Here is a 19,046-nt window from a genome sequence, read left to right as displayed (position 1 = left end):
GCCCCCCGCGAGGTCGCTTATGTCGGAAGGGTTCCCTTTTGTGCGGCGCTTCACTGAAATCGCCAGACGGAGGGACACATGAGCATCTCGGTCATCATCTCGTTGATAGGCTTGGGGTTGCTAGTGGTGTTCATCTTGTCCGTCATGCCCGGAAACTCGAGCCGGATGGACGAGCAACTCAACGCTATCCCCGACTTTACACCCGCCGTCAGCTACAAATCCTCGATGTGCAAGAATGCGATCGCAATCGACATCGAGCGTGAAAAGATCGCGGTGCTGCTCAATCCCATGAAACTGAGACAGCTGGAGGCCAGGCCATCGGTGTATGGATTTTCTGACCTCATGGCCGTCGAGCTCGTCCGAGACGGTGCCTCGGTGGTCAAGACACAGCGCGGCAGTCAGCTGGTAGGTGCCGTGGCAGGTGGCCTTCTCCTCGGACCTGCCGGACTTATCGTCGGCGGTCTCTCGGGTTCCAAACGCCAGCAAAGCAAGATCGAAAGGCTATCGATCAAGCTCTACACGAATGACCTCATGATGCCGATCCAGGAGCTGTTCTTTCTGGATTTTCCCGGCGCCGGTGCCGATCCGCAGCAGATCCAGCCCATCCTCCGAGACCTGGACCAATGGTATGGCCGACTCCGCGTAATCGTGGAGAGCAAGAAAGGCGCTCAGGCTCGGTAATTGCTGAACCACGATCTCGATCAACAGGCCCCGTCGCTGCATGTATCGCGAGCACGAAGAACAGAGACGGCACGGGCTGGTTCTTTCTTAGCCTGATCTTTGGTGTCTTCGCCCTGGTTGCGATTGCCACAGTTCCGAAGCTGGAGGAGCGCCCCATGATCTATGAAAACGCACTGACGAAGAACGCGAGGAAGCCAGGCATAAATCTCAGCCCTGGCTACGAGGCTAGTTGGACCTGGCACGCAATCGGTCCACACCACCTCACCGTCGAATCCGAGACATCGAGGGCGCGCTTGTGAGCGCCCTCGGCCGAAATGACGCCGAGCAGAGATCTCAGGGGAGCTCACCAGCACGCTCTCGCCTCCAGACGCACTTTTCCTCATCAACGAAGCTGAGACTCGCCAGCGAGCTCACCAGAGTCAACCAGCAGCATTCCCTAAGGCGTCGACATCAACCAGATTGCCCATGCCGCATTGCGACGGCGCTCTCGTTGATCGCCCGTGTCGCCTTTACCAGTCGCACCACGCGGTGCTCGCCAAAAACCTGCTCGGGTCCGGTCGGCGCGATGTCGATGAAGGGGCTTTCGTAGAGCATGCCCGGATCCATCGTGCCCTTCTCGGTCAGGTGCTCGATCACCATGTCGATGAACTCGATCTGCTCCGCCGTTGCCGCGCCGTCGCCGAGGAGCTCACCCGCGTGATCGTCGGCGGAGCCGCCCTTAGAGCCACGTCGAAGATCTCCGGCCCCCACATTGGCATCGTCCGCAAAAATGGTAGAAGCCCGTCGAGAACACGCAACTCGGCAGGCGATGAAATGGCAGTGAAGAAGTCCGACCTCTACTCCTCTCTGTGGGCGTCGTGCGACGAGCTCAGGGGCGGAATGGATGCCACTCAATACAAGGACTACGTCCTGTTCATGCTGTTCATCAAATACGTCTCCGACAAATACGCGAACAGCGACGACTTCGCCCCGCCGATCGTCATCCCCAAAGGCGCCAGCTTCGCCGACATGGTCGCGCTGAAGGGGAACCCCTCGATCGGCGACCTCATCAACACCCAAATTATCCAGCCGCTTGTCGATGCGAACCCGCGAACCCTGGCTCGCACCGACTTCCCTGACTTCAACGATCCCAACAAACTCGGCGAGGGTGACGAGAAGGTCAAACGCCTCGAAAACCTAGTCGCCATCTTCCAGAACCCGGCGCTCGACTTCTCGAACAATCGGGCAGATCACGACGATATCCTCGGCGATGCCTATGAATACTTGATGCGCCACTTCGCCACCCAGAGCGGCAAGAGTAAGGGTCAATTCTACACGCCGTCCGAGGTCAGCCGCGTCATCGCCAAGGTCATCGGCATCTCGCCCAAGAACTCGGTCGCCTCGACGACCGCATACGACCCTACGTGCGGCTCGGGTTCCCTGCTCCTGAAAGTCGCAGCCGAAGCGGGCAAGCAAATCACTCTGGAAGGTCAGGAGAAGGACGTGACCACCGCCGGTCTCGCCCGCATGAACATGATCCTGCACGACTTCCCCACGGCGAAGATCGAGGGCGGACGCAGCACGCTCACGCAGCCGCGATTCCTGGATGGCGACCAGATGCGCACCTACGATTACGTGGTCGCCAATCCACCCTTCTCGGACAAGGCCTGGAGCACGGGGTTCGAGTTCGACAAGAAGGATGGCACGATCATTGACAAGCATCAGCGCTTCAGCTTCGGTGTGCCGCCGGCAAAACAGGGCGACTACGCCTACCTGCTCCATATCATCCGGTCGATGAAAAGCACCGGCAAGGCCGCCTGCATCCTTCCACACGGCGTTCTGTTCCGCGGCAACGCCGAGGCCGTCATCCGCGAGAACCTCGTGCGTTCGGGCTACCTCAAGGGCATCATAGGCCTGCCGGCAAACCTCTTCTACGGCACCGGCATTCCTGCCTGCATTCTTGTCCTCGACAAGGAGAACGCGGTTGGTCGCAAGGGCATCTTCATGATCGACGCCTCGAAAGGTTTCATGAAGGACGGTCCCAAGAACCGCTTGCGCGAGCAGGACATCCACAAGATCGTCGATACCTTTACCAAGGGCATCGACGTAGCGCGCTATGCACGCTGGATCTCCATCGACGAGATCGCCGACCCCAAGAACGCCTTCAACCTGAACCTGCCGCGTTACATTGACTCGACCGACCCCGAGGATCTGCAGGACATCGAGGGTCATCTGAAGGGCGGCATCCCCGAGCGCGACATCGACGATCTGGCCGTTTACTGGCAGATCATGCCGGCCATCCGGGCTACGCTCTTCGCACCCTCGGACCGTCCGCGCTACCACCAGCTGCGCCTGCCTCAGGCCGAGGTGAAGGCGGCCATCCTCGACCACCCGGAATTCTGCGCCTTCACCAAAGCGGCCGCCGCGATCTTTGACGAATGGCGCGCGCGCACCCGGCCGAAACTCGTGGCCTTTGATGAGGACAGTCATCCCAAAGAACTGATCGTCGACATCGCCGAGGATCTGTTGGACGCGTTCCGCGCCGCCCCGCTGATCGACGCCTATGACATCTACCAGCACCTGATGGCATGGTGGAACGAGGTCATGCAGGACGACTGCTATTTGATCTCTGGCACAGGCTGGGTTCAGGGTGTGCTACCTCGTGAGATCAAGAAGGTGAAGAACAAGGAAGGCAAGCTCGTCTGGCCCGAGAAGGCCGATTACAAGATCGGGCAGCGGCGCTTCGCGTCTGACCTTCTTTCCGCGCCGTTGTTGGTCGCTCGGTATTTCGCCGAGGAACAAGCGCAGATCGACAAGCTGGATGCACGGATCGCCGAGCTTGAGGTCGAACTCGAAGAGCGGTTCGAGGAAGGCACGGGTGACGACGGACTGCTTTCGGATGCGGTCGTCGGGGAGGATGGCAAACAGACCATCAACGAGAAGAGCGCACGGGCCAGCATCAAGAGGCTGAGTGCGGACAAGAACTATGCCGACGAGGTCGCGGCGCTGGAAAGCTATCTAGACCTGTTAAGGGAGCAGAAGAAGGTCAAGACGGCTAGAGGCGATGCCCAGAAGGCGCTGGACGAGCTTATCCATCGCAGATACCCCGCCCTGACTGAGGATGAGGTGAAGGTGCTGGTTATCGACGACAAATGGATGGCCCGGCTGGAGGCAGACGTGCAGGGCGAGCTCGACCGCATGTCGCAGTGTTTGACCGGGCGAGTGAAGGAACTGGCCGAACGCTACGCTACCCCGCTGCCGACGCTTCAGGATGAAGTGGTGGCACTTGCGGCAAAGGTGGCCGGGCATTTGAAGGCGATGGGGTTGTCGGTATGAAGCCCAGCTATAAGCAGACTGAGGTGGGTGTGATCCCAGAGGATTGGGGTGTTGTATCCCTGGGTGAGATTGGAAGAGTTGTTCGAGGAGGGTCGCCAAGACCGGCTGGAGATAGTCGATTCTTCAATGGCTCATTCATCCCATGGCTGACCGTTGGGTGCCTGACGAATATTCCTCCAGAGCAGATAGTAGTTCTTGAAACGCCCACGAAGCTCACGGAAGAGGGGTCGCGTCGAAGCCGGCGAATGATGGCAGGAACGATAGTCATTGTGAACAGCGGCGCAAGAACTCTCGGAGTTACGAAGATTCTGGGCGTATATTGTTGCGCCAACGACGGAATTGCAGCAATCATCGAGCAATCTCGAGGCGATAAAGCCTTTATCGTTCTTTTCCTCAACTCACAGATTGGTCACCTGAGAGCGGTCGTAGCATCAGGTAACGATCAGCTCAACCTCAACACGTCAAGAATTTCGCAACTGAAGATTCCGTTCCCGCCAGAGCCCGAACAGCGCGCAATATCGGGTGCGCTTGAGGATGTCGATGCAGCTGTGGTGGAGATGGAACGACTGATCGCTAAAAAGCGTGACCTTAGGCAAGCTGCGATGCAGCAACTCCTAACCGGCCAGACCCGGCTGCCCGGCTTCATGGATACGTGGGAAGTGGAGCGGTTAGGTGACACTGTCGATGTAAAAAAAGGTCAGTTGATAACAGCAAAGCTCCTAGTTCCTGGGGCGATCCCAGTAATTGCAGGGGGTCGAAAACCTGCATACTTTCATAACGAATACAACTGCGAAGGACCTGTTATCACTATTAGCGCATCTGGTGCTAGTGCAGGGTATGTCGCTTTCCACGAAGGTTCTATATTTGCATCGGATTGCTCGACAATCTCGGAAGGCTGTTCTTACGATATACGGTTTCTGTTTTATTCTCTGGTTATGAAACAAGAGGAAATCTATCGTTCACAGTCAGGTGGCGCTCAACCGCATGTGCACCCTAAAGACCTCGCTCCACTGTCTCTTCACGTGCCCAATTCGGTAGCCGAGCAGGCCGCCATCGCCACCGTTCTCACCGACATGGACGCCGAACTTTCTGCCCTCCAGGCTCAACTCGACAAGACACGCCTGATCAAACAGGCCATGATGCAGGAATTGCTGACCGGCCGCACGCGGCTTCCTTTTCAGTGAGGTATTGATGACCGCCCGCTCCCGCTCCGAACGCGCCTCCCAGAACCGACTTACCGCGCATCTGACGGCGCCGATCACCACAGGCGGGCTGGGGTTCCGCCACCTCGGCGATTGGTCGAAACGGACGGGCAATCAGGGCATCGAGGAAGAGCTGCTCCGTGCCAACCTCACCACGCGGGGTTATACGGACGCCCAGATCTCGGCCACGGTGCTGAAGCTGCGCACGGCGGCGCAAGTGATGGGCACGACGCTTTATCAGGCGTCCCTGCGCACCTACCAACTGCTCCGCTATGGCGTCGATGTGCAGACCGAGGCCGGACAACCCCACACCACGGTGCATTTGGTGGACTGGGGAAACCCGGGGGTCAACGATTTCGCCCTTGCCGAGGAGGTCACGCTGAAAGGCGGCCATGAACGGCGCCCGGACATCGTCCTTTATCTCAACGGACTCGCCATAGCGGTGATCGAGCTGAAGCGCAGCTCGGTCGAGATCGGCGACGGAATCCGCCAGCTGATCACCAATCAGGAAAGCATCTTCAACGAGGCGTTCTTCCCGACCGTGCAGCTGTTGCTGGCCGGCAGCGATGCCCAAGGGTTGCGCCTTGGCACCGTGGGCACGCCCGAGAAGTTTTACGTCGAGTGGAAAGACGAAGCCCCGCCTGCCGGTGCACCGGCCGAAGGAGCGCTGCTGGACCGGCCAGTTTCGCAAGTGCTGCGTCATGACCGGCTGTTGGATCTGATCCGCAACTTCGTGATCTTCGACGACGGCCGTCAGAAGGTGCCGCGTCAGCACCAGTTCAAGGCTGTGAAGCTCGCGCAGGAGCGCATCGCCAAGCACGAGGGTGGCGTCATTTGGCATACCCAGGGCTCGGGAAAGAGCATCCTGATGGTGCTCATCGCCAAGTGGCTGATGGAGTTCGACCCTGAGGCGCGGGTGCTGATTATCACCGACCGCGACGAGCTGGACAAGCAGATCAGCGGCGTGATGCGAAATGCCGGGGTGATCGGCAAGGACGCACCTTCGCCTCGCATCACTTCACGCGCCGAGTTCGTCGAGAAGCTGGGATCCGCGGCGCCGCGGCTGCTATGTGCGCTGATCCACAAGTTCGACAGCACCGACCTGACGGGCCCGGCGCCCAAGGTTACGGGTCGATTCTACGTCTTCGTGGACGAGTGCCACCGCACCCAGGGTGGCGGCATGAACGCCCAGATGAAACGCTGGCTGGAGAACGCCATCTTCGTCGGGTTCACTGGCACCCCGCTGCTGCGTCGCGACCGCCAGATGACCCGCGATGTCTTCGGCACTTATATCCACACCTATAAGTTCCACGAGGCCGTCGAGGACCGCGTGGTGCTCGACCTGAAATACGAGGCGCGCAACGTCCCTCAGCGCTTGACCAACCGGGTCAAGATCGACGACTGGTTCGAGCAGAAGACCAAGGGGCTGAACAATTTTCAGAAGGCTGTCCTGCGTCGCCGGTGGGCGACGATGGAAGACCTGATGAGCGCTGCCGAACGGAAGAACCGGATCGTCGCCGAGATCGTCACCGACTTCGGCCTGAAAACCCGGCTCAACAACGACCGGGGAACGGCAATCCTGGTCGCCGCGTCTATCCATGATGCCTGCCACTTTTTCCGACTGTTCCAGAACACGGGCTTCGCCAATCACATCGGGATCGTCACCTCGTATGAGCCCAACCACAACGCGATATCGCGCGAGCCGGCTAACAGCGACGAGCGCTACAAGTTCGACACCTATACACAGTTCGTCCTGAAGGGCGGCCTGACGACCAAGCAGTATGAGGACGAAACCAAGCGCCGGTTCATCGAGGAACCGGCGAACATGAAACTGCTGATCGTGGTCAGCAAGCTGCTGACCGGCTTTGACGCCCCGAGTTGCACCTACATCTACTTGGACAACGAGCTGCGCGACCACAACCTGTTCCAGGCAATCTGCCGCACGAACCGTCTCGACGGCGACGACAAGGACTACGGCTACATCGTCGACTTCAAGGAGCTGTTCGGCGACGTTCAGCAGGCGATCGCCGTCTACAGCTCGGACGAGCTGGACATCGACCAGGGTAGCGGTGGCGAGAACAACGTCCAGATCAAGAACTGGCTGGAGGAGGGCAAGAAGCACCTCGATGGCACCTGTGAGGCGCTGCACTTCTTGTGCGAGCCGGTGGAGCTTCCCCGGTCGGTGGAACAGTTCCTGCACTACTTCTGCGGTGACGCGTTGGATCCCAATGCTCTAACCGACACCGAAGCCCTGCGCATCGCTTTCTACAAGGCAGTAGCAGCCTTCGTGCGCGCATATTCGGCCATCGCGCAGCAGCTGGAAGAGGCCGGTTACAGCCCGGCAGAAGCTGATACCATCAGCCGCGAAGTCGAGACCTTCGGCGACCTACGAGCTGCGATCAAGAAGCACTCCGGCGAAGAACTGGATATTAAGCCGTTCGAGGCTGACATGCGTCACCTGCTGAACACCTATGTTCAGGCAGACCCGGCCGAAGCCCTTGGCGACCTGGCCAAGATGTCGCTGACCGAGTTGATCATCGACACGGGCATCCATGATGCCATCGCCAGGAGGCTCAACGCCAAGGGTAAGCTCTCCAAGAATGCGATCGCCGAAGGCATCATCAACAATCTTCGTAAGACCATCATCCGCGATCAGCTGACCGACCCTCGCTTTTACAGCCAGATGTCAGCACTTCTGGATGATCTCATCCGTCAGAGCCGCGAAGATGCCGCCGCCTACGACGAGTTCCTGCGGCGTGCCGAAGACCTTGCGCGTCAGTTGGCAGCTAAGAACCCCGATGCTGACATTCCACACGAGCTGAAGGGCAAGCGTGAGGCAACGGTAATCTTCAACAACCTCGCTTCCCTGCCCGGTTCACTCTTCTCGTGCCCGCAAACCGATTACAGCAGGGCTGCGCTGGCGCTTGAGATCGACTTGACGATCCGTGAGAGGGCGCCAGCCGACTGGAAAGGCGATGACAGTAGAGAGAAGCAGGTCCTCAATGCAATTTTTCCGCTGCTGAACCGTGATCGAGAGGCGACGACCGGCCTTTTCGAGATCATCAAACACCAGTCGGGATATTGATGACCGAGACCATCAAACTGGGTGACATCTTCATCGCGGTAACCAGGAAGGCAGTGAAGAATGTTCATTTGTCCGTCCACCCGCCGGATGGGCATGTCACGCTCGTCGCCCCTTCTTCGACGCGGCTCGAGGTGGCGCGAGCCTACGCGATCTCGAAGCTTGCTTGGATACGAAAGCAGCAGGCTGCCTTGAGGGCGCAGCAGCGTGAACCAGCCCGCAGGTTCATCGGCAGGGAAAGCCATTACGTCTGGGGACGCAGATACCTCATGACGGTCGTCGAACTGGATCAGAAGCCGTCGGTGGTTCTGGATCACCGTTCGATCCGCCTTATTGTTCGCCCTGGAAGTTCGGCGCAGAAGCGGGCTGAAGTCCTCCATGAGTGGCATAAGTCGCTCCTGCACGCAGCCGTGCCCCCAATTATCCGCCGCTGGGAGCAGACCTTAGGCGTTTCGGTTTCGCGCTATTTCCTGCAGCGCATGAAAACCAAGTGGGGAGGGTGCACCACAGAGGTTAGGACGATTCGGCTGAACACGGAGCTGGTGAGAAAGCCGAAGGATTTGCTCGAATACGTCATCGTTCATGAAATGACACACCTAATCGAGCCGAGACACAGCCCGAGATTCTTTGAGCTGATGACTGAGAACTATCCGGCTTGGCCAGAGGCACGGAGGGAGTTGAACGAGCTTCCGCTGGCTGACGAGTTATGGGGAAGTTGATCTGTTACGCCGTCAGCGGCGACTAGCTCGGAGAGCCTCGGCACTCAGGCGGCACAGCGCGCAATCTCCGATCAGCCCCTGCCCGGCTGCCTCCGGCACAGCCTCGGCACCCACCCGACAGGATTCGAACCTGTGACCTCTGCCTTCGGAGGACAGCGCGACTCCATTTCCCCGTTGATGCCTGCGAACGCATCGGCTATGAAGCGCGGGATCGGTCAGCCAGCGACTGATTTTCGTCGAAGCGATTCTTCAGCTTCGGCCAGGCACCCGTAGCTCAGCTGGATAGAGCGCTGCCCTCCGAAGGCAGAGGTCACAGGTTCGAATCCTGTCGGGTGCGCCAACGAAATCAAGGACTTGAGAGTTTTCGGCCTGCCCCTTCCAATCTACAGGAAGCATATAGGAAGCAGGCGGCGGTAAATTCCCGCCCATTCGGCCCTATTCAGAAGAACGCCATCTCTTCCGACCACTGTTGCGCGCCGCGCGAATTGTCACTGATTTTCACCACATTTGGCACTCGCGCAGATTAAAAAAACGGGCCGTTTAAGGCCCGTTTCATCGTCCCTCGTCCGGCGGTTCATCTACCCTTCCGCCGCAGCCGGCCAAGCGGGAACGACCGCCCTCGCTGCCTCTTCGTCTTCGGCCGCGTCGATCGCCTGTTTCGTCGCCATTCTCACCGCCTCGATCGCCGCACCGACCCGCGCCCAGGCCGCGTCCATGTCGATGACCAGTCGCGCCACGGCGTCAAGCGTGTCGCCGTCGAGACCGACCGTGGCTGACAGCATTGGGAACTCGGCCGCGTTGATCTGCGCTTCGGCTTCCGCGAGCGCCACCAGTCGGCGCGCCTCCTCGACCTTGCGCTGATAGGTCATCGCCTGGCCAGCGCCCGGCGTGATGTATTTCAGCCGCTCGGCCTCGGCCGCTTCGTCAACCGACCGTAGAAGAACGGCCTTTAGCTCTTTCAGCGTGAGCGGCCACAGGCGCAGGCCGTGAGGAGTGAGCACGGCAGCAAGCGCATCGTCCGACTGCTCCCCGTTATCATCCACGGGCCAACGCGTAGCTTTGGCCCTTTTTCCAAAGTCCAGAAAGTCGGCGTTCTCAGCATCCACCAACGCCTGCTTCGCCGAGGAATAGATGCGGCCGTCGTCGGCTCGCCAATACCAATCATAGGGAAACATCAGTAGTATGTACCTCCTTGTGTCGTGACCCCGGCAGTGGTTCCCGGGATGTAGTTCGCCCCTCCGCCACCCGTGAACAACATGCTGTTTCTCTGGACTGTGTATCTCCGTCCCGTTGGTGTTGCCCCTGGAAAGCTTACATTGGAGAGGGAGATGGTTCCGCCGCTGGCGAACACGACGTTTGAAAAGGTCAGGCCGGCCGAAAATTGCACAGTGCAATCGTTGCTATTGATGCGCCCATAGGCACTTGTCAAAAACGATTGGGCGCTTCCGGTCACCTCAACGCGCTCAACGGTGGATATAACCCCGCCGTCGATAGCGAAAATATGATATTGGGGGCACGCGCCGAGCCTGATACTGCCGATATTTATCAGAGCCTGATCGCCGACAACGAGCAGATTTTCGTTGCCCCCCTCCAAGCGAACCCCGTCAATCTTCAAACGGGCAAAGTTGGTCACGTAGACGGCATACTTGTCGGTGGCCGCAGCGCGGATTTCGACATTCTGCAGGTTCTGTCGATTGCCAAGAACCTCGATATCAAGGTTCGGGGAACCAGATACCACGAACGGTGCATACACCCCATCCGCGACGCGAATGGTGATGCGATATCGGCCCACGAAATGGGTGATTGCATAGTCAACGGCGTATTGGATAGTCCGAAACGCCCGCGCCGCCGTGTCTGCTCCGCCGTCGTTGGCATCAGAGCCGTTCGTGCGAACAAACAGCGTCACATCCCCGGCTAATGGTAAAGGAGGCTCGAGTTGGGCTGCCACCCAACTGACGCCATCAAAAACGAACGTGTAAACGCCGTCTTTTGCAAGGTCATTTCCGACAAGAGGCGACCCCGATGGACGGCGGACAGGAGCTGCTCCGGCGCCAGCATCCAATGTCACGGCGCCCGTGTTCTTGAACGCTGCTTTGACCCTAACCGTCATGCCAGGTGTGTATTGCGTCACCGCAGGCGCGAGCGCCACGACGAGAGCGTTTGCAGTACCCGTTGCGACCGCATAGGTCCACTTGCCTGATTGCACATAGCGCGCGGCCGCCTTCCCGAGCTGCGCCCGGCTCGCCGGGTCCAACTGAAGGCCAGCCTCCTCGATGAAATTGCACAACTCCTCCTGGACCTGGTTGAACCAAGCGGCATTCAGCCATGTCGCCAAAATGCCGCCGATCGGGTCGCCATCCGTGAAGCCGGGTTTCCCCACTCCGAAAAGGTCGGCAACTGCCGTTGATGTCCTGATGCGATCCATGAGCTATTGGCCTCCGTAGCCGAAGAGAAGATGGGTGTGAGCGGGCTTCAAACGCGTCAGCACGCATTCCAGCAGTTCATTGCCCCATGAGCGAATGGGCTCGTTGCAAGCGCTCGTCACGGTCATGTTGTCGATGCGAACGGCCGGCGCGTTGATGCGCCAGACATGGCACCACGGGTCTTGATTGATCCCGTCGATGCACGAGGAAACGGCGGTAAAGCGTCGGAATTCAGTGATCGTGATCGGAAAGCCGAGACCCGTCGCCAGCTCTATGAAGAACCCGCGCGACTGACCGCCCCGGCCTGTCAGTTTCTGCACGAGGCGCAGCCGGCGCGCTTCCATCGACTGGACGTCCGGAACACACGGATCGGGCAGACCTGCCACGCGCTCGAAGTCCTCCAGCAGCTCCGTCGTCGTGCGCGGATCGGCTTCGCGCAACAAATTCTGGGCGCGCACGTCGATGCGGGCGAACTCCGCCGCCAGCGCCTTCAAGAGCAAGGTCAGGCTCGCATCCTGGTCGCGCCGCCAGAGATCGCCGCGCGGAAGCAGCGTCTGGAGCTGCGCGAAATAGTCGGCCGCCTTCATTCGACCACCCAGGTGACGGTGCCGAGCCGCGTTATGCGCCCGAAGCCCGTAACGACATCAGCGGTCGGCGAAAGAAGGTTGTGGCTATACTCACCAGAAGCGGCCGAGATCGCCGCCGACAGCCGGGAGATGGGCAAGGTGCCACCGGGCGTCGCCTCACGCATGATCATTTCACCCAGCTCCGCCAGAACGGCCGCACGAACGAGCGCGGTATCCGGCGACAGCCTGATCAGCATGTCGAGCGGTTCGATGACAGGCGCGACCACCGTCACATCGGCAGTCACCGGCCGTTCCTCATTGACATGCGCCTGGACGGCCGACACGACGGACGCCGTGGGGATCGTGCCATTTGGCATCACGAAGGCAATGACGACGGTGCCAAGACCGAGCTGGTTCGGATAGACCCAGACAAGCGTGTCACCGACCACCTCACGCACCCACGAAACATAGTCATGTCGCGCGCCGCCGTGCGGCGGCTGCTGGATGCGCGACAGGATGCGGGCGCGCATGGATGCGTCACTCTCGCTCTCCCGGCCGCCGGACAGACCGGCACCGCTGCCGTCGTCGGCCACGCGCGCGGGGTTCTGGATGCCGACCAGCGGCGTGACCAACTGCAGCGCCGCGCCGATCGGCGCATTGCCGGCAGCACCTTCGAGGGCCGCCGTAACCGTCGCGACGATGGTCCCGGCCGAACCGACTTCCACACTGGCGTCGACGAAATACCGCTGATCGTCGGAACGGCGCAGTTCCGTGCCGCCGGGAACCGTCGCGCTAGCCGTTCCCGTGAACGTGACGCGGCCATGGGCACGCACGGCGGCCTGGCGCCGGATGCCCCAAATGTTGGCATGGCGCTCCAGCTCCTCGTCATCGGCCTGATCGACCAGCACCTGACGCGATATCCACGACAGGTGGCCGTGCAGCTCGTGTGAGGCGACGGCCAGCATCCGCACCAGCACCCATTCCAGCGACCGGCGCATGAGCGCGGCCGCACCGCCCAGGAAGCGCACAACGTCGGTGCTGATGCGGTCACGGATTTCTTGGGGGCTGGGACGGGCAAATGGCATCAGACGCTCGCGGCGGCAACGGAATAGGTGAAGGTCTGGTCAGACCCGTTCGGCAACGAAACAGCAATGTGGCAGACCAGAACACCGGAACGAGCCCACGCCGCTTCGATGGTGATGGCGGAGGCGATGCCGTCCTCGACCAGCCATTCCAGCGCCTCACGGCAATAGTCCTCGCCCTGCCGGCGTGTCTCCTCGGTCTGCTTGCGGCGCTTCAACAGCCAGAGACGTGAACCGATCCGGTCACCTTCGACGCTCGACAATGCATCGCCGAGCCAGCCGCGCCGATCGTTGCCAGCGCCATCCGGAAGCTCGTCGTCGGGACCGGCGCGCCGATCGGTGAAAAGGCTGACGAGAATGGCCGTGCGCAGCGTGTCGTCATCCGCAAGATTGCCGGCCGAGATTTCAACGTCTCCGCCCATAGCCGCCGCGTTCCAGACCATGGAGAGCATCACATCTTCTCCGTGGGCAGGCCGGTGCCCGGATGCTGGTGGCGATTGTAGGTGTCGCGCATCTCCTGCATGGTGCGACCGCCGCCGTCGCAGTTGTCCTTGATGTCGCCGGTGACCTCCAGCATGGGCGTCTCCATGCGGACCTTGAGCGGACCCTTGATCAGCAGCGTACCGTCTGCCAGCAGCCGCAGGCTGACGCCGGCGTCATTGTAGACTTCGGTCTCACCGGCCGCCGCGCCGCCCGGCCGGGTGCGCCGGTCATCGACGGCAATGATGACCGGGTGATCGCGGCTGCCGCCGAGCGACAGCATCAGCACTTCCGCGCCGGCCTGGGGATGGGAGGAGAAACCGTATTGCTGGAACCGCTCGACATTGTCGCGGGTCTCGCCATTCAGGACGGAAACCTGAAGGCGCTGCAGGCCTTCTGCATCACTCACCATTGTGAGTTTCGCCCGACTGACGATGTGCATGATGCGTCGGTGCGTCGGTGCAATGAGGCGGGCAAAGTCGCGAAGCGTCAGCATCAGTTTGCATCCCAAAGAGAGAAAGGATCGCCGCCGCCGCTCTTGCCCTTCTCGGCGCTACGGGCGGCCTTGCCTGCCTCGCGCTTGTCCGCCTGGGCTTTGCTTTCAGGTTCCAGCTTGTAGGCGTCGAGCGGTGCCACCTCGATCCCGGCAAAGGTCCCGGCTTCCGACAGCGCCATCGTCACGCGCGGGATGAACAGCTCTTCGCCGTCGAGGTTCATGTAAGCGTCAACCACCGAAACGCGTGCGTTGGGACGCCACAGCGCTCCCGCCGCGCGCCAGTCCTGGACCGTATAGGTCGCGCGCTTGGAGCGACCGGCGTTGACCGCCTTCTGCCATTCGGCGCGCTGTTTCAGGCCGCCGTCATCGCCCTGGGCTTCGCCCAAAAGGATCGTCGGCCGATAGCGGCGCACTGCCGTATCGGTGACCCGGGCGTTTGGCGCACTCGCCTCGGCTGCATCGCCGAACGCATCGCTCCCTTCCTGCTGGCCGAGCGCGTGGTACTCGGAAAACCTGTCCTTGAAGGTGAACTGGCCGCGCGCCGCCAGGACGTTGCCGCCGAGAACAAGCGGCGCGGGAGCCTGCCCGGTGCCGGCGCGGGTCAAGAGAAGCCCACCACGGCCGTCCGCCATGGCCAGAACCGCACGCATGCGCGCTGCCCGTTCGATCGCCTCCCATGCGGTTTCACCCGGCTGGACGGCGAAGCGTTCGAAGGGCTTGCCGACATCGACTTCCGCGCGCACCGGGATCGAGAACGGCGCGGCGATGCGGGTGGCGATTTCCGTCAGCGTCAGACCGCGATACTCGAACGGCGGCAACACCGCACAATCGACCAGATCGCCGGTGGCATCGCGGCCGCGCACGGTCAGATCGTGGCTTTCGGCGTCATAGGCCGGTTCGACATCATCGACCCAGCCCTTGATGACCAATTCGCCGTCGATCGAGACGGAGCACGCCGCGCCGGGACCGATGGGACGCCGCACGCTTCCGGCCCATTGCTCCGTCAGCGTCAACTGGAAGGTGCCGGCACCCTGTTCCATCGAGAGGGTGATCTGAGCCTCCTTCCAGCCGTACCAGTCCATGCCGTCGATGCTGAGGGCGACGCGGGTTAGAGTGAGGTCATCCATTGGCGACCACCTCCAGCTCTTCACCGCCGGGCACGAAACCCGGATGGCGGACTGCGTTGCGGCGCGCGATCGAGCCGCCGCGACCGAACACGGATGCCAGATCGTCGCCATCGAGCTGATAGGCGAGCAGCGACGCCGGAAGTGCTGCCGGCAGCACCAGCTTGCGAACGCGCGGCAACGGCGGGCTCGATTGCGCAACGTGGGTCGACCAAGCCGCGCCGAGGTCGCAGAGATCGCGCCACGGCTGGTCCCAGCCATACGCGCCGGCGCGGTCGGCGGCATCGTCGATCAAGGCCGCCACGCGGGCGGCATAGAGGTCGAGTTGCTCGCGACTGTCCCACACCACCGTACTCGCCGCCTCGACGGCAGCGGCGGCGGCCGTCGCGTCGACCAGGAAGGTCAAGACGGCCCGGTTGTGTGCTTCGACGCGCCCGCCTGGCCGTTCGGTCAGGCATCCCGAGACGGACAGCAGCGCATCGACGAGGCGGACATGCTCGTCCCGCTCCGTCGAAAACGACTTCACCGCCATCGGTACGGTGGCCAGAGCGCGCATCGTGCGGGAAATGAGTTCGGCGTCGGCGCGGGCGTCTCCCAAATCATTCGCCGCCGTTGCCGCAAGGCGGTCGAGCGCGGCCGGTATCGTCAACGGCAAGCCGCCGGTCGGCGCGACGACCGGGCCGAGCCGCACGGCTCCCCCCGTCAGGCCGGAGGACGACACAATCGAACGGATCACAGAACCCGAGGCGCGGAAATCCGCCGCCATGACATCACGCACATGCGTGAGCTGGCGCACTAGCGAGAAGCCGGCGATGGCGGCCTCGAGCACGGATGAGGCCACGACCGCTCCCGCTGACAACAGTGCGGCGACCGTGTTGAGGACGCCGCCCGGCATTGCGGCACCACCGGTTTCCTCGAATGCGATCTGGATGCGGGCAACGCGACCTTCAAAGGCGGCGAAGGTCGTGGCCGACTGGAGCGCGACGACAGTCAGCGCCCCATAGTACGGATGCACAAGAAGGCCCGGTCCCTTCTGCTCCAGGGCGGCTTCCAGTCGGCGGGCGCGGGCGACAACGTCAGCGCCGACCAGGAAGGCGTCGATGTTGAAGGCGCGCGGATGGCGGCCCATGTCTTCGTGGAACGGCTGGTCGCGAAGCGGGAATTCGTGCGTGATGACGCGGCGGCCGAATTCCTTCTGCGCGCCAAGCACGCCGAACGAGACGCCACGAAACGACGCCGGCCGCAGTGACGAGGACCAGCTCATGGCGTCACCATGGACGGGCCGGCCGTGACATCGGTGCCGATGCGCGGGTCGTTCATCTGGGCTTTCACGGTCGGCGGCCTGTCATAGTGCACACGAACGTCAACCGTGCCATCAAGGTTGACACTCTGTGACGACGGCACGCCGCCCTTAAAGGCAGACGGCACATCCGGCGCGACCGGAGGTGCATCAGGTGCGGAGGGCGAGGTGGAACCTCCGCCCCACAGATTGTTCCATGCGGAAGAAACACCGCCGGTGACAGTGCCGAAGCCGGATGACACCTTGTCCTTCGCCCAGCTCGCTGCGCCCACAACCTTGTCGATGCCGGCCGAGATGCCTTCGATGGCGGCCGCGATCGTGTCGATGATGGGCTTGATGGCATCATAGACAGCCTGCACCGCGGCCTTCATCATCGGCGCGAAGGTGCCCTTAATCCATTTTTCGACGGCCTTGAATGCCGCCGTGACGGGTGACCAGAGGCCGGCAATGTCTCCAACGACGCCCTGGATACCGGCAACGACACTGTCGAAGCCGGCGAGCAGGCCGGTGCCGAACTGGCCGTCGACCCAGCCGAGGAAGGACCGGAACGCGTCGTAGACCGGCGACCAGAAGCCGGTGAAATAGCCGAGAAGGCCGGCCGCGATCGTCTTGAGGCCATCAAAGGCACGGGTCAGGTCGCCGGTGAAAACGCCGGCCAGAAAATCACCGAACCCTTCGAATATCGCCCGGATATCCGCCCAGCGCTCCGACAGGAAAGCGCCAAGCGGCGCGAACGCCTCGCGGATGCCCGCAACGACGCTGTCGAAGCCGGCGAGCAGGCCGGTGCCAAACTGGCCGTCGACCCAGCCCAGGAAGGTCCGGAACGCGTCGACGATTGGCGACCAGAAGCCGGTGAAATAGCCGAGAAGGCCGGCCGCGATCGTCTTGAGGCCATCAAAGGCACGGGTCAGGTCGCCGGTGAAAACGCCGGCCAGAAAATCACCGAACCCTTCGAATATCGCCCGGATATCCGCCCAGCGCTCCGACAGGAAAGCGCCAAGCGGCGCGAACGCCTCGCGGATGCCCGCAACGACGCTGTCGAAGGCGGCGAGCAGGCCGGTGCCGAACTGGCCGTCGACCCAGCCCAGGAAGGTCCGGAACGCGTCGACGATTGGCGACCAGAAGCCGGTGAAATAGTCGAGAAGGCCGGCAGCGATTTCCTCAATGCCGCTGAAGGCACGCGCGAAGTCGCCGGAAAACACGCCGGCAACGAATTCGACGACGCCGTTGAAGACCCGTTTAACGGCGGCCCAAAGCCCCATGAAATACGGAACGACCGCGTCCCAATTGCGATAGATCAAATATGCAGCGGCCGCGAGCGCCGCCACGGCGAGGATTACCGCGCCGATCGGATTCGCGGCGAGCACCAGGTTGAAGGCGGCCATGACGCCCATTCCTGCCCGAACCGCCGTGAACAGCTGCGCGAACATCGCAACGAACGGCCCGAGCGCCATCTTGCCGATAACCAGGCCAAGTCCGGAAAGCGCGCGCAGGAGCGGCCACAGCGTGACCAGCAGCTTGCCTCCGATCAGGACAGACAAGCCACTGATGCCGGAATGGAACGGCCCGAGCTGCTCGACGATCCAGGCGATAGCCGAGCCGATCGGCGACAGCGCCTCCAGCCAGGCGCGGCCGGCCTGCTCGGCCTGGCCAAGGATGCCGGGAATGCGCTCGATCCAATCGGTGATGCGCGTTGCGATAACTTCCCGGTTCGCGATCGCCCATTCCGTGAACGACTTGAGCAGCGGGGCAAACATCGGCAGCAGCTTCGAGGCAATCGTGTTCTGAAACCCGGTCGCCACGGCCTGCAGTCGGTGCATGTCTTCGGAGAGCTGCTTGAAACCTTCGGCCGTCTTTTCGTCGATGATCAGGCCAAGGCGTTCGGCCTCGTCCATCATGTCGCGCAGGCTGTCGCCGCCACGATTGAGCAGCGGGATCATCTTCACCCCGGCATTGCCCATCAAGGCCATGGCCGCCGCGCTCTTCTTCGCGCCATCCGGCACACGGGAAAAGGCGCTGGCGATGTCAACGAAGATGTCTTCCGTAGATCGGAGATTGCCGTTCGCGTCGCGCAGCTCGACGCCCATGCGGCGGAACCCGGCGCGCAATTCCTTGTTTCCGTTGACGGCATCCAGGACTTTGCCGTTCAGGTCCTTCATCGCGGCTTCCATTTCGGAAATGTCCGCGCCCGAACGCCGGGCGGCATAGCCGAGGCCCTGATAGGCACGCATAGAAATGCCCAGCCGCTCCGCACCGGCTGCGGCGTCGTTTGAACTTCGCGCGACGCGAGCAAGGATCGCGCCGGCGCCGGCGGCCATGCCGGCGAGTGCAATGCCGACATTGCGGGCCATGCGGCCGATTTCAGCACCGGCAGTCTTGGCCGCAGAGACGACGCGGCCAAGCTGGTTGCGCAAGGGAGCAAGGTTGATGTTGCGAAGCGATCCGCCGATGGCGCGCATCGGGGCCGTCACGCGATCGACGGCCTCGACGACAACCCTAATTCCCTTGAGCATGCAATCGCCTCGCCTGTGCGTGCCACCGAAGCATTGCGGTGACGGTCAGCCCGACGAGATCGC

The 19,046-nt window shown here is 61.8% G+C and carries 15 protein-coding genes and 1 tRNA gene; 6 read left to right on the top strand and 10 right to left on the bottom strand.

From position 1 onward, the window contains the following. Nucleotides 1–78 precede the first annotated feature (78 nt). A complete protein-coding gene (locus tag ABLE85_RS11055; protein WP_348792775.1) occupies nucleotides 79–681 on the top strand; it encodes a hypothetical protein in 603 nt (200 codons plus the stop codon). 450 nt (nucleotides 682–1,131) lie between these two features. On the opposite strand, the gene ABLE85_RS11050 is transcribed toward ABLE85_RS11055, so the two are convergent. Then, entirely contained in the window at nucleotides 1,132–1,431 is a 300-nt protein-coding gene (locus tag ABLE85_RS11050; RefSeq protein WP_348792774.1) for a type I restriction-modification enzyme R subunit C-terminal domain-containing protein, read from the bottom strand. Between the two features lie 63 nt (nucleotides 1,432–1,494). On the opposite strand from ABLE85_RS11050, the gene ABLE85_RS11045 reads away from it, so the two are divergent. The 5 genes from ABLE85_RS11045 to ABLE85_RS11025 all read left to right on the top strand — a co-directional run bounded on the left by ABLE85_RS11045 (nucleotide 1,495) and on the right by ABLE85_RS11025 (nucleotide 9,339). Then, nucleotides 1,495–3,996: a class I SAM-dependent DNA methyltransferase gene (locus ABLE85_RS11045; RefSeq protein ID WP_348792773.1), complete on the top strand. Its 2,502-nt coding sequence runs from the start codon at nucleotides 1,495–1,497 to the stop codon at nucleotides 3,994–3,996. Further along, nucleotides 3,993–5,180 (top strand): restriction endonuclease subunit S, encoded by a 1,188-nt coding sequence (locus tag ABLE85_RS11040; protein WP_348792772.1) that lies wholly within the window; start codon nucleotides 3,993–3,995, stop codon nucleotides 5,178–5,180. The genes ABLE85_RS11045 and ABLE85_RS11040 overlap by 4 nt, the downstream gene beginning before the upstream one ends. Before the next feature lie 7 nt (nucleotides 5,181–5,187). Further along, a complete protein-coding gene (locus ABLE85_RS11035) occupies nucleotides 5,188–8,283 on the top strand; it encodes a type I restriction endonuclease subunit R (RefSeq protein WP_348792771.1) in 3,096 nt (1,031 codons plus the stop codon). After that, nucleotides 8,283–8,999, top strand: coding sequence for a SprT family zinc-dependent metalloprotease (locus ABLE85_RS11030; RefSeq protein WP_348792770.1), 717 nt, complete (start codon nucleotides 8,283–8,285; stop codon nucleotides 8,997–8,999). Before ABLE85_RS11035 ends, ABLE85_RS11030 begins: the two co-directional genes overlap by 1 nt. 263 nt (nucleotides 9,000–9,262) lie before the next feature. Next, nucleotides 9,263–9,339 (top strand) — tRNA-Arg (locus ABLE85_RS11025). 238 nt (nucleotides 9,340–9,577) lie between these two features. On the opposite strand, the gene ABLE85_RS11020 is transcribed toward ABLE85_RS11025, so the two are convergent. Genes ABLE85_RS11020 through ABLE85_RS10980 form a run of 9 tightly spaced genes read right to left on the bottom strand, consistent with a single transcriptional unit; the run spans nucleotide 9,578 to nucleotide 18,983 of the window. Beyond that, a complete protein-coding gene (locus tag ABLE85_RS11020) occupies nucleotides 9,578–10,174 on the bottom strand; it encodes a hypothetical protein (protein WP_348792769.1) in 597 nt (198 codons plus the stop codon). Beyond that, entirely contained in the window at nucleotides 10,174–11,424 is a 1,251-nt protein-coding gene (locus ABLE85_RS11015; RefSeq protein ID WP_348792768.1) for a hypothetical protein, read from the bottom strand. Before ABLE85_RS11015 ends, ABLE85_RS11020 begins: the two co-directional genes overlap by 1 nt. Nucleotides 11,425–11,427: 3 nt before the next feature. Next, nucleotides 11,428–12,009, bottom strand: a complete 582-nt coding sequence (locus ABLE85_RS11010; RefSeq protein WP_348792767.1) for a putative phage tail protein — start codon at nucleotides 12,007–12,009, stop codon at nucleotides 11,428–11,430. Further along, on the bottom strand, nucleotides 12,006–13,073 hold the full coding sequence (locus tag ABLE85_RS11005) for a baseplate J/gp47 family protein (RefSeq protein ID WP_348792766.1): 1,068 nt from the start codon (nucleotides 13,071–13,073) through the stop codon (nucleotides 12,006–12,008). The genes ABLE85_RS11010 and ABLE85_RS11005 overlap by 4 nt, the downstream gene beginning before the upstream one ends. Further along, nucleotides 13,073–13,522 carry a phage GP46 family protein gene (locus tag ABLE85_RS11000; protein ID WP_348792765.1) on the bottom strand — a complete coding sequence of 150 codons (450 nt, stop codon included), beginning with the start codon at nucleotides 13,520–13,522 and terminating at the stop codon, nucleotides 13,073–13,075. Before ABLE85_RS11000 ends, ABLE85_RS11005 begins: the two co-directional genes overlap by 1 nt. Then, nucleotides 13,522–14,046 carry a phage baseplate assembly protein V gene (locus tag ABLE85_RS10995; protein WP_348792764.1) on the bottom strand — a complete coding sequence of 175 codons (525 nt, stop codon included), beginning with the start codon at nucleotides 14,044–14,046 and terminating at the stop codon, nucleotides 13,522–13,524. Before ABLE85_RS10995 ends, ABLE85_RS11000 begins: the two co-directional genes overlap by 1 nt. Further along, complete coding sequence (locus ABLE85_RS10990) at nucleotides 14,046–15,173, bottom strand: phage baseplate assembly protein (protein WP_348792763.1); 1,128 nt, start codon at nucleotides 15,171–15,173, stop codon at nucleotides 14,046–14,048. Before ABLE85_RS10990 ends, ABLE85_RS10995 begins: the two co-directional genes overlap by 1 nt. After that, nucleotides 15,166–16,434 carry a DNA circularization N-terminal domain-containing protein gene (locus ABLE85_RS10985; RefSeq protein WP_348792762.1) on the bottom strand — a complete coding sequence of 423 codons (1,269 nt, stop codon included), beginning with the start codon at nucleotides 16,432–16,434 and terminating at the stop codon, nucleotides 15,166–15,168. Before ABLE85_RS10985 ends, ABLE85_RS10990 begins: the two co-directional genes overlap by 8 nt. Continuing rightward, nucleotides 16,431–18,983, bottom strand: coding sequence for a hypothetical protein (locus ABLE85_RS10980; protein WP_348792761.1), 2,553 nt, complete (start codon nucleotides 18,981–18,983; stop codon nucleotides 16,431–16,433). Before ABLE85_RS10980 ends, ABLE85_RS10985 begins: the two co-directional genes overlap by 4 nt. Nucleotides 18,984–19,046: the final 63 nt, after the last annotated feature.

Source organism: Mesorhizobium sp. KR1-2 (assembly GCF_040045035.1).
Lineage (GTDB): Bacteria > Pseudomonadota > Alphaproteobacteria > Rhizobiales > Rhizobiaceae > Pseudaminobacter.
This window is presented reverse-complemented; position numbering and strand designations above follow the sequence as displayed.